This window comes from Edaphovirga cremea, from assembly GCF_003332275.1.
GTDB lineage: Bacteria > Pseudomonadota > Gammaproteobacteria > Enterobacterales > Enterobacteriaceae > Edaphovirga > Edaphovirga cremea.
In genome coordinates this window covers 1-11,214 of record NZ_QOVA01000043.1, presented here as the reverse complement: position 1 = coordinate 11,214, position 11,214 = coordinate 1, and the positions used below count along the sequence as shown (strand labels likewise).

The 11,214-nt window shown below is 51.7% G+C and carries 8 protein-coding genes; 4 read left to right on the top strand and 4 right to left on the bottom strand.

All coding sequences use genetic code 11. The features are described 5' to 3' along the window. Nucleotides 1–333 precede the first annotated feature (333 nt). Genes DRI82_RS23100 through DRI82_RS23090 form a run of 3 tightly spaced genes read right to left on the bottom strand, consistent with a single transcriptional unit; the run spans nucleotide 334 to nucleotide 3,508 of the window. Nucleotides 334–660, bottom strand: a complete 327-nt coding sequence (locus DRI82_RS23100; RefSeq protein ID WP_114196240.1) for a YdbL family probable chaperone protein — start codon at nucleotides 658–660, stop codon at nucleotides 334–336. An 8-nt stretch (nucleotides 661–668) separates the two neighbouring features. After that, the gene (locus DRI82_RS23095) at nucleotides 669–866 is read right to left on the bottom strand and encodes a YnbE family lipoprotein (protein WP_114196239.1); all 198 of its coding nucleotides are present in this window, start codon (nucleotides 864–866) and stop codon (nucleotides 669–671) included. Then, nucleotides 863–3,508 (bottom strand): YdbH family protein, encoded by a 2,646-nt coding sequence (locus DRI82_RS23090; RefSeq protein ID WP_114196238.1) that lies wholly within the window; start codon nucleotides 3,506–3,508, stop codon nucleotides 863–865. Before DRI82_RS23090 ends, DRI82_RS23095 begins: the two co-directional genes overlap by 4 nt. A 230-nt stretch (nucleotides 3,509–3,738) precedes the next feature. Here DRI82_RS23090 and DRI82_RS23085 point away from each other — a divergent pair, with 230 nt between their 5' ends. Further along, nucleotides 3,739–4,731: a 2-hydroxyacid dehydrogenase gene (locus DRI82_RS23085; protein ID WP_114196237.1), complete on the top strand. Its 993-nt coding sequence runs from the start codon at nucleotides 3,739–3,741 to the stop codon at nucleotides 4,729–4,731. A 208-nt stretch (nucleotides 4,732–4,939) separates the two neighbouring features. Continuing rightward, entirely contained in the window at nucleotides 4,940–5,374 is a 435-nt protein-coding gene (gene hslJ, locus DRI82_RS23080) for a heat shock protein HslJ (RefSeq protein ID WP_114196236.1), read from the top strand. Nucleotides 5,375–5,511: 137 nt separating this feature from the next. On the opposite strand, the gene DRI82_RS23075 is transcribed toward hslJ, so the two are convergent. Beyond that, nucleotides 5,512–5,808, bottom strand: coding sequence for a putative hemolysin (locus tag DRI82_RS23075; protein WP_114196235.1), 297 nt, complete (start codon nucleotides 5,806–5,808; stop codon nucleotides 5,512–5,514). Between the two features lie 590 nt (nucleotides 5,809–6,398). On the opposite strand from DRI82_RS23075, the gene nifJ reads away from it, so the two are divergent. Both nifJ and ttcA read left to right on the top strand, forming a co-directional pair. Beyond that, nucleotides 6,399–9,932: a pyruvate:ferredoxin (flavodoxin) oxidoreductase gene (gene nifJ / locus DRI82_RS23070; protein WP_114196234.1), complete on the top strand. Its 3,534-nt coding sequence runs from the start codon at nucleotides 6,399–6,401 to the stop codon at nucleotides 9,930–9,932. Between the two features lie 203 nt (nucleotides 9,933–10,135). Further along, nucleotides 10,136–11,071, top strand: a complete 936-nt coding sequence (gene ttcA / locus DRI82_RS23065) for a tRNA 2-thiocytidine(32) synthetase TtcA (protein WP_114196233.1) — start codon at nucleotides 10,136–10,138, stop codon at nucleotides 11,069–11,071. Nucleotides 11,072–11,214: the final 143 nt, after the last annotated feature.

Below are 11,214 nucleotides of genomic sequence, written 5' to 3'. Positions count from 1 at the left end.
GAATGAAAACCAAGCCAAAGCATTCAACTAACAAAGCTATCTTGTGACCTTCACGTACATTGAAATACAAGATTCAAGTAGAAAACAAAACTCACCTCAACCGAAACCTGCTCCGAGCCTGTTTTTGAAATGGGTGCAGGGGACACGCTTTTGTCCTCCTGCTTGAACGCCAAACATAATACTTAAAGAACAACAACATAGCCAGAGCGTTCAACCAACAAAGCCATTTTTTAAAAGTTAGAAATATCAAACTCATCTCAACCGAAAGCACTCACGCAGTGAGCAATAAACACCATATAAAGCGCGTTACCGGGTGCGCGCAAACACCCGATCTCACCCCTTCCTGATCCACTGACCATTGATCCCCCGTACATATTGCCCCGCAGGGGCACGATCAACCAACTTCTGCCCAGCCAGCCGGGCAACATTATCCGAGGAAACGTGATTATCATCAGCAACCTGCTGATATTTCTCGGCGCGTCCCTGATTAATCCGTTCCACCAAAGCCTGCGTCTCTACGTCATTCTTCACCGCAGCAATATATCCCCCGAGCGTTTCACCCACCCGCCCCTGAGATTTGGCTTCATCCAGAGTTAATGCCTGTACCATACTGCTGAACAACCACAATGCGCCAAGACTCAGAATTGCAATGCGCTTCATGACGCCTCCTAGAACAGATCACTCTGGTTTTTAAGTAAATTTTCAACGTCTTTATCGACTTTGATATGGATCTCATGCTCGATTTTGACGTTCATATTGATCGTTATCGGCTCTTTCGGCGCAGCCAGTTCAATCCGCGGCACGCAGCCGCTCAGCAACAGTGCAGCCAGCGGTATGTATAGACAGCCAAAAATCAGCGTTCTCATTGTTCCTTCCTCGCGGGTTGAGAGAGGGCTTTCTCCAGCCACTCTTGTAAATTATCGCCAAAACGCAGACTCTGCCAAAGGTGGAAAATATTCTCCTCATGACGGTAATTGAGGACTATCGCGCGGCGCTGATTTTCCTGCGAACTTACGCCCTGAATCTCAGTCACCATCGTCAATACCCCCAGATTGTCGAGGTTTATGCGTGCGTAGCTGCGGGTAATTTCCATATAGCGGAGTAAATTGACCACCAGCCGGTTAGACACATTGCCACTGGCCAACGCATTTGCCATGTCCTGATCCAAACGCAGCGTCAACGATCCTTCATTTTCTACCCAGCCCTCTTTTACCAGCCATTGAGGATCGTTAAGGAATAGCGGCAACTCACCACTGACGCGGCCAGACATCGCGAATTGCTTTGGTTTCAGTACAGTGAACAACTCACTGAGCTCGATCCGATTAAGGCGTAACACCGCCGCATCGTGCTGCGGCAAGCGCAAAGAGGAGAGACTCACGTGACCGCCGAGCATATCGACACCCACATTATCCAGCGTCAGCGGTGAATCTTCAGTGTAGGGATAACTGCCTTGCAGATTCGCGGTGATATTCTGCATCTCAAACAAGTTGCTCAACGACTGGATGCGCAACATCACGGGCTGTTTTACACCCAACTGCCACTGATGATTCTCAAGCCGATATGACATCGCAAAATCAACGCCCTGCGCTTCCCCATCTTTCAGCCACAGTCCACCGTCTTTCACCACCCACTGCCCACCCGCGACAAATCCCTGTTCCCTTGCGGCGGAAAATGCTGCCTGCGCGTAGAAATCACCCTGCCGCAATGTGATCCCCAATTCGGGAGAAAGCAGCGACTGGAATGCTGTCAGTGACTGTTTCGGCCACCACCCTTCGCCGCGCAAGCGCTCACCGTCCCAGCGTCCGCGTAAGGTGATCGGTCCGATAGGTGCCGCCTTGAGCGCACCTGCCAGTTGAAAATCATCCGGGCGGCTACCGCGTAATTGCAGTGAGAGTTCGGCAGGAGGCAGGTAACCGCCGTTCTCCAATCCAATACGCTGGGCAACCAATTTAAAATCTGCCGTCAGCGAGGGAATATCGCTTGCCGGAGGTTTGCCGCCGCGGCGAGGGGTGGTATGACGCTGCCACCGCAAGGGTTTTTCCAAGGTCAGGCGAGGCGCATTGACCCTCATCAGTCCGTAGCGCAGGTGATCGAAGCCGGTTGAAAGGCTATCAATGACGAGTAGCGAATCAACCCAACTGCCGCGGCCCCCCATATCCCAGCGCGCCTGTAGGGGCGACAATTGCCCATTGCCCCAGAACTTATAGTTCCATGTTCCACTGTCGGGTTTGAAATCCTGCGCTTTGCCATCGAGATGCAACGCATAAGCGCCCCAATACTGATCGCTGGCGCGCACTATCGCTTGCAGCGGTCCACTGACACCGGCGGCACGCACGCTAACGCCCGCCAACGGTAAACGCGCCTCTTGCAGTGTGAGACGCGAAGAGAGATTGCCCCAGGCGCGCAGCAATGCACCGCTACGCAGTGACAGCGTCGGGTTCAGAATCGATCCTTTGATTGTGCCCGGCAGGGACGCGGTCATGGAAAGCTGTTGCAGATTGGTTTGTCCGGTCAACTGGACATTCAGATCGCTGTCGAGCAAACCGATGCGGCCAGGTCCCATCGTCAGAACCGCATTGCCTTTACCATTGTGGCCTTGGGTAACGACATTCAGGCGCGCGGTGATGCCGCTGGCGTCATAATTATCGCTCCAATCATTCAGCGTTAACGATATCCCGCCTTTCAGCGGTTGTGCGGCATAGGGCCAGCGCCATTGACCCGCAATAATCCTGACTTCACGCCCCGCAACTTCCCAGGGCAGCGCGGCCAGTGGCTCGTCGTCACCCTCTTCACGCAAGGTCAAAACACCACTCTGCTGTTGCCATTCAAACCCAAGCAACAATGCGTGATCGAGCCAATTATTCTCCAGCCGTCCCTGCACCTCACCCTGTCGCGGCAATTCGTCCAGCGTAGCAGGCAGGGTGATTTTTCCGGCGAGGGTCAAGGGACTCGGTAATCCTGGAAGTTGTATGGAGAAGGCGTTCAGGCTGAGTTGCTGATGGCTATCCAGTTGTGCATCGAGAGAGAGCACACTCCCTTGATAATTGATGTGCTGTCCCGTTGAATGACTGGTCAGACTCAGGTGTCCGGCATAGGACTGCCAGGGGGTGATCGTCAGTCGTTTAATGTCAATGGACAGCAGTGGAAGTTTCTGTTGCCACTCGGCAAGGGAAAGCGGTGTGCTGCTCTCGCTTGCAGGCAAAAGGCTCAGGCAGCGTGTATCGACGGTTAGGGCATCCGCCACGCCCTTCCACTCCTTGCCAAACCGGGAGAACGCGGCACCCGTGACGTCAAGCAATGTACAACCCTGCACCTTCAGCGTGGTGGAGGGCAGCCATAGCGTGCCCTGCGACCAGCGCGGAGAACCGGAAAGCACCAACTGGCTGCCTGCAGGCAACCAGTGTCCGGCCATCCAGGGTAGCCATTTCGGTACGGTCTGCCACAGCGCAACCAGCAGCACAGTCGCTGTCAGCAAAATGGCAGCGACAATCCCCAATCCTTTTCTCATTACCGACCTTTTATTCCCCGACACCGCTACAAGATACCCTAACCAGACTAGCAGTTACTGCTCACCTGTATGGGCTTTTTCTCGCTGAGCTGATGAAATTAAACTAAATTTCAACCAAAATGCGTCTGATGAACTTTTCTTCTGGCGAGGAAAGTCCGCGCCCGGTAACCATTTGTATGATTTTCTCGCTTCTGTTAATTTGATAGCAGTCATTATGCGGAGAAACCACTATGAAAATGGCGATTTACAGCACTAAACATTACGACCGAAAGTATCTTGAGCATGTGAACCAACAGTTTGGTTACGAGTTCGAATTTTTTGATTTTCTGCTGACGCCGATAACCGCCAAGAATGCCATCGGTTGCAAAGCAGTCTGCATTTTTGTCAATGACGATGCCTGCCGTGAAGTGTTGCAGGAATTCGCAGACCTGGGTGTAAAAATCCTCGCATTGCGTTGCGCCGGTTTCAATAATGTCGACCTCGATGCAGCCAAAGAGTTGGGCATCTCGGTAGTCCGCGTTCCCGCCTATTCACCAGAAGCCGTGGCTGAACACGCCGTAGGGTTGATGATGTGCCTTAACCGTCGCATTCATCGTGCTTATCAACGTACCCGTGATGCCAACTTCTCACTGGATGGTTTGACCGGTTTCAATATGCATAACCGCACAGCGGGCATTATCGGCACCGGTAAAATTGGTATCGCGACGCTGCGTATCCTGAAAGGTTTCGGCATGCGTCTGCTGGCCTTTGATCCCTATCCTAATCCACAAGCGCTCGAACTGGGTGCTGAATATGTCGATCTTGATACGCTCTACGCCCAGGCAGACGTTATTTCGCTGCACTGCCCATTGACGCCGGAAAATCATCATCTGCTGAATCAGCAATCCTTCGGTCGGATGAAAGATGGCGTGATGATCATCAATACCAGCCGGGGTGGTTTGATCGACTCCACGGCGGCGATTGATGCGTTGAAACAGCAAAAAATTGGGGCGCTGGGTATGGATGTCTACGAAAATGAGCGCGATCTCTTCTTCGAAGATAAATCCAATGACGTCATTCAGGACGACGTATTCCGCCGTCTCTCTGCCTGTCATAACGTATTGTTTACCGGCCACCAGGCTTTCCTGACGGAAGAAGCACTGATCGCCATTTCGGAAACAACACTGCAAAATATCCATCTGCTGGATACGGATCAGCCCTGCCCAAATCTGGTAACGGCCTGATTGATGTTCTGGTCAGACTGCGTCGTTCTCGACCTGGCTGACCAGATTTATCCCTGTATTTTTAGTGCAATTCGGCATCTTCACCCAGAGACTTCCACTTAGTACATGATTTACCACCAATCCTTCATTATGATACCCTTCTTTTTGATATAATATATCCATAATTATTGGGCATGTGCGCCCTCTGCCGTGCCTATCAGGAGATAATATGAAAAAAATGATCCCCCTGGCTTTTGCCACTGTGATGTTGGCGGCCTGTACTTCCAACGCGAGCGACAGCAAAGTCACTGAAACCGATCTGTTGCACCACCATTTTGAATTGGTGAGCGTTGATGGCGTACAAGTAACAAAAGATCAGCGCCAGGGACGTATCCCAGGTATCGAATTTGGCGAGAAGATGCGTATTTCCGGCTCTATGTGCAATGGGTTTTTTGGTCAGGGCGAGTTGAAAGCGAGTACGTTGACGGTAGAACACCTGGCATCAACCCAAATGATGTGCGCTGATGATAATTTGAATAAATGGGATTTCTTGATCGGTCAAGTGCTGAAAGAAGGCGCAAAAATCACGCTGAATCAAGGTCAGTTGACGCTCAGCAACGGGCAACACCAGCTTGTTTACACTCAGAAAGATTGGGTGAAATAGTTCCCGCCGCGGCGGCTACCCATTGTTCTTCCTGACATTCTGCGCACCCTGACAATCGGGAGCGCAGAACCCATTTCCCAATGTGAAGGGACTTTTTTCTGAAACCGAAGAACAGGCAGTGACAACGACTGATTATATTATCTCGTCGGACAGGCGCCGCGCATTAATGCCCATTCCTCGCACTGCTTGCCGTTTGGCAATTGACACATTCCCAGCGTACTGCCATCCAACTGTGACGCCAGCGTCAAACGACCGCCTGCACGGGTACAGTTGACCGACGCCGGATTTGCCATACCAATAACCGGTTGTGCAACGTGGGCGCTGGTAGCCTGAGCCTGCTGTACGGGTTCCTGATTTTCAGTATTTTCAGAGCTACTGCATGCGGCCAATAAAAATACCGTAGCAGCGAGCAACAAACGGGGCGGGGTTATCATGCAACTGGCTCCTGGATCAATAGGAATGCGGATATAACGAGTGTTTGGCATCATAGCCGACATTTTCTGCTGACGTCGAGTGCTGACGCGCGTTGGCGGCAATTTTTCCTACCTATATCCCTGGTAAAAAAGTGTCACAAAATGTAATAAAAGGCATTTTTTGCTACGTTCACACCAGTGGCAAGGGTTATCATTGTGATGCTAAGTAATTAGCAATCCACTGTTTTTCAGTTAATATGACTGAACTATTTTCAACCAGCGTTATATAATTGTAGCGCTGGTTTTTTTTCGCCCTGATTTCTAACAACATCATTTCGGACATATATTGTTGCATTTTTAACCTGCAACAAAATTTTGTAACGCTGCATCCCCCCTCATTAAGCAGAATATTAATCTGTCATTCACTTCCCACAATGTCGATAAGTCTATTAATCACCCTCTGCTAAAATTTTGCCATTACAGGCGGGATTGGATCTGCATGATGCCGCCACAGTCGTGGTAAACAATGGATCAATGTACGCAAGATCGTTGTACGCGAAGAATCGTTGTGAGCATTGATTCGTTATGAGCAAAATGAAAAGGTAGACCCCATGATCACCACTGATGGAAACAGCGCAGTAGCCTCTGTGGCTTACCGTGCCAGTGAAGTTATTGCCATTTATCCCATCACCCCAAGTTCCACCATGGCCGAATTGGCCGGTGCCTGGACCGGTGAAGGACGTAAGAATATATGGGGCGACGTACCTAACGTTGTTGAAATGCAATCCGAAGCCGGTGCAATTTCTACCGTGCACGGTGCCCTGCAAACCGGTGCCCTCGCCACCTCATTTACCTCGTCGCAGGGTCTGTTACTGATGATCCCGTCGTTGTACAAGTTGGCGGGTCAATTAACGCCCTTTGTTCTGCACGTCGCCGCCCGCACCGTTGCGACACACGCACTGTCGATTTTTGGCGACCACTCTGATGTGATGGCGATTCGCCAGACCGGTTGTGCCATGCTGTGCGCCAGCAATGTGCAGGAAGCACAAGACTTTGCGCTGATTTCGCAAACGGCAACGCTCAATAGCCGCGTACCTTTTATCCATTTTTTTGATGGATTTCGCACTTCGCATGAAATTAACAAGATTGCGCCGCTGAGTGACGAGACCTTACGCCAGATGCTGCCGCAGGAGGCGATCGACGCCCACCGCAGCCGCGCATTATCTCCCGATCATCCGGTGATTCGCGGAACCTCCGCCAATCCAGATACCTATTTCCAGTCCCGCGAAGCAACCAATCCCTGGTACAACCAGACATTCCAACACGTCACCGACGCAATGCAGAAGTTTTCTGACCTGACGGGGCGTGAATACAAACCTTTCGAATACTACGGCCATCCGCAGGCGGAACGGGTTATTGTGGTGATGGGTTCCGCAGTCGGTACCTGTGAAGAAGTCATCGACACCCTGCTAAGCCGCGGTGCCAAAGTGGGCGTGCTCAAGGTTCGGCTCTATCGTCCGTTCTCAGCCGAACACCTGCTCAGCGTGTTGCCGCAGACCGCGCGCCATATTGCCGTTCTTGATAGAACCAAGGAACCGGGCGCGCTGGCCGAACCGCTCTATCTCGACGTCATGACCGCACTGGCGGAAGCCTTTAGCCGCGGCCATCGAGATGTGATGCCAAAAGTGATTGGCGGGCGCTATGGCTTATCGTCAAAAGAGTTTGGTCCAGATTGCGTGATGGCCATATTCAATGAACTGGCGCTCGACAACCCACGACCACGTTTTACCGTCGGCATCTTTGATGATGTGACCGGTCTGTCACTGCCCCTAAACGATGAAGAGTTGCCGCAGCGAGCATCGCTGGAGGCCCTGTTCTACGGGCTCGGTAGCGACGGTACCGTCTCGGCAACCAAGAACAATATCAAGATCATCGGTAACAGTACGCCGATGTTCGCCCAGGGCTATTTTGTCTATGACTCCAAAAAGGCAGGTGGCCTGACGGTTTCGCATTTGCGCGTCAGTCAGCATCCCATCAATTCGGCCTATCTGGTGAACCGCGCCCACTTTGTAGCCTGCCATCAGTGGCAATTTGTTAATACTTATCAGATGGTTGAAAAACTGCGCACGGGTGGGATCTTCCTGCTCAATACGCCGTTCAGCGCGGAAGAAGTCTGGCAGCGCCTGCCGCAGGAAGTTCAGGCGATGCTGCATCAGCGCGAAGCCAAATTTTTCATCATCAATGCGGCGAAAATCGCCCGTGAATGCAAACTCGGCGCACGTATCAATACCGTGATGCAGATGGCCTTCTTCCATTTGAGCAAGATCCTCTCTTCGGACGTCGCGTTGCAGCAATTGCAGGACGCGATTGCCCGCAGCTACAGCAGCAAGGGTCAGGACGTTGTTGTGCGAAACTGGGAAGCGCTCGGTGCGACGCTGACCGAACTGATCGAAATTCCTTTGCAGCCAGTCAATGCCGACAGCCCGAAAAGACCGCCGATCGTCTCTGATGACGCCCCAGATTTTGTGAAAACCGTCACCGCCACCATGCTTGCCGGGCTGGGTGATGCCTTGCCGGTGTCCGCATTCCCCCCGGATGGCACATGGCCGACCGGCACGACACAGTGGGAAAAACGTAATATTGCGGAGAACGTTCCAATCTGGAAACCGGATCTGTGCACACAGTGTAACCATTGCGTGGCAGCGTGCCCGCATTCTGCGATCCGCGCCAAAGTCGTCCCCCCAGAGGCGATGGCGAATGCACCGGCAGAGCTGCAGTCATTGGATGTCAAAGCCCGTGATATGCGCGGTCAGAAATACGTGCTGCAAGTTGCACCCGAAGACTGTACCGGTTGTAATTTGTGCGTTGAGGTGTGTCCGGCGAAAGACCGCCAGAACCCCGAAATCAAAGCGATCAATATGGCCTCGCGCATCGATCATCTGGCCGTGGAAAAAGCCAACTACGATTTCTTCCTCGATCTGCCCGAGATCGACAAATCGACCATCGAGCGCATTGATATTCGTACTTCACAGTTAATTACACCGCTGTTTGAATATTCCGGTGCCTGTTCCGGCTGTGGTGAAACACCGTATATCAAATTACTGACCCAGCTTTATGGCGATCGCTTGTTGATTGCCAACGCCACGGGCTGTTCGTCAATTTATGGCGGAAACCTGCCGTCAACGCCTTATACCACCAATGCGGAAGGTCGCGGACCGGCCTGGGCTAACTCGCTGTTTGAAGACAACGCCGAGTTTGGTTTGGGATTCCGTTTAACGGTCAATCAGCATCGCCAGCGGGTCCTGCGTTTACTGGATAGCCAGACCGACCATTTGCCTGCCGAGTTGGTTGATCAGTTGCGGGTCGAAGGCACCACGCCGGAAGTCCGCCGCGAGCAAGTCGCCCAATTGCGCAGATTACTGGCCAGCAGCACCGATGCCGATGCCCGTCAGTTATTGACGGATGCAGATTATCTGGTTGATAAGTCGATCTGGTTGATTGGCGGCGACGGTTGGGCGTATGACATCGGTTTTGGTGGGCTCGACCACGTACTTAGCCTGACCGAGAACGTCAACGTACTGGTTCTGGATACCCAATGTTATTCCAACACCGGTGGACAGCAGTCAAAAGCCACGCCGCTGGGTGCCGTGACCAAATTCGGTGAACAAGGCAAACGCAAAGCGCGTAAAGATTTGGGCGTCAGTATGATGATGTACGGCCATGTCTACGTCGCGCAGATTTCTCTCGGTGCGCAGTTGAACCAGACGGTGAAAGCGATTCAGGAAGCGGAAGCCTATCCGGGGCCGTCGCTGATTATTGCGTACAGCCCATGCGAAGAGCACGGCTACGATCTGGCACTCAGCCATGATCAAATGAAGCAACTGACGGCGACCGGATTCTGGCCTCTGTACCGCTTCGATCCGCGTCGTACTGATGAGGGTAAACCTGCGCTGGCGTTGGATTCCCGCCCGCCAAACAGCGAACTGTCAGCCACGTTGCTTAAAGAGCAGCGCTTCCGTCGACTGAACGAGCAAATGCCAGACGTTGCTGAACAACTCTACCAGTTGGCAGAAAAAGATCTCAAGCAGCGTTATGATTTCTTGAGTCTGTTGGCGGGTAAAAGCGAGAAAAGCAGCGCCGAATAGCCTCTGGCTTGAGTAAATTGGAAGCCAGTCCGTAAAAGGGCTGGCTTCTTTGTTGATTGCTTTTGGAAAGCCCGCTGGCGAAGAAATTTCTCATAAAACTTTCTGGTATTCGCCGCTGCAATCCGTACCATACAGACCATAAACCCGCATGAGAGATTCACCAATCCTCGTCGTGCTCCCCGATGAATTTGAGTAATGGTTAAATGACAGACATTCAGTCAATATCAAAGAAAGATCAGTACAATTTCAACAAATTGCAGAAACGCCTACGCCGAAATGTCGGTCAGGCCATCGCCGATTTCAATATGATTGAGGAAGGCGATCGCGTCATGGTTTGCCTGTCGGGCGGGAAAGACAGCTTCACTATGCTGGATATTTTGCGCAATCTGCAACAGAGTGCGCCGATCAATTTCTCGCTGATCGCGGTTAACCTCGATCAAAAGCAGCCAGGATTTCCGGGGCACATTTTGCCGGAGTATCTGGATGCACAGGGCGTTGAATATCTTATTGTTGAAGAAAATACCTACGGTATTGTCAAAGAGAAGATCCCGGAAGGGAAAACCACCTGTTCACTTTGCTCCCGTTTGCGTCGAGGCATTCTCTACCGCACCGCATCTGAACTGGGGGCAACCAAGATCGCCCTAGGCCACCACCGCGACGATATGCTGCAAACGCTGTTTCTGAATATGTTTTACGGTGGAAAATTGAAAGGCATGCCGCCAAAGCTGATGAGTGACGACGGCAAGCATATTGTGATTCGCCCATTGGCCTACTGTCGCGAGAAAGATATCGAAAAATTTGCCGAAGCGCGTGAGTACCCGATCATTCCGTGTAATTTATGCGGGTCACAGCCTAATCTGCAACGTCAGGTGATCAAGGATATGTTGCGTGACTGGGATAAACGTTATCCAGGGCGTAGCGAAACCATGTTCAGTGCGATGCAGAATGTGGTGCCATCACATCTTAATGATCATAATCTTTTTGATTTCAAGGGTATTCACCACGGCAGTGATGTTGTTGACGGTGGGGATTTGGCGTTTGATCGTGAGGAGTTGCCGGTGCAGCCGGTGGGGTGGCAGCCGGAAGAAAACGAGGATGTTGGCACATCCGGGCGATTAGATGTGGTTGAGATTAGGTAGGATTTTTTAATTGCATTTGTTGGTTAAAAGATAGCTTTGTTGGTTGAACGCCGAAGCTATGTTGTTGTTCTTTAAAAACGGGCTCGGAGCAGGTTTCGGTTGAGGTGAGTTTTGTTTTCTACTTGAATCTTGTATTTCAATGT

Bases quoted from the DNA above. Each gene is read 5' to 3' on its own strand.
- DRI82_RS23085 (WP_114196237.1), top strand. From the start codon at position 3,739: ATGAAAATGGCGATTTACAGCACTAAACATTACGACCGAAAGTATCTT.
- DRI82_RS23100 (WP_114196240.1), bottom strand. From the start codon at position 660: ATGAAGCGCATTGCAATTCTGAGTCTTGGCGCATTGTGGTTGTTCAGC.
- hslJ (WP_114196236.1), top strand. From the start codon at position 4,940: ATGAAAAAAATGATCCCCCTGGCTTTTGCCACTGTGATGTTGGCGGCC.
- DRI82_RS23095 (WP_114196239.1), bottom strand. From the start codon at position 866: ATGAGAACGCTGATTTTTGGCTGTCTATACATACCGCTGGCTGCACTG.
- ttcA (WP_114196233.1), top strand. From the start codon at position 10,136: ATGACAGACATTCAGTCAATATCAAAGAAAGATCAGTACAATTTCAAC.
- nifJ (WP_114196234.1), top strand. From the start codon at position 6,399: ATGATCACCACTGATGGAAACAGCGCAGTAGCCTCTGTGGCTTACCGT.
- DRI82_RS23075 (WP_114196235.1), bottom strand. From the start codon at position 5,808: ATGATAACCCCGCCCCGTTTGTTGCTCGCTGCTACGGTATTTTTATTG.
- DRI82_RS23090 (WP_114196238.1), bottom strand. From the start codon at position 3,508: ATGAGAAAAGGATTGGGGATTGTCGCTGCCATTTTGCTGACAGCGACT.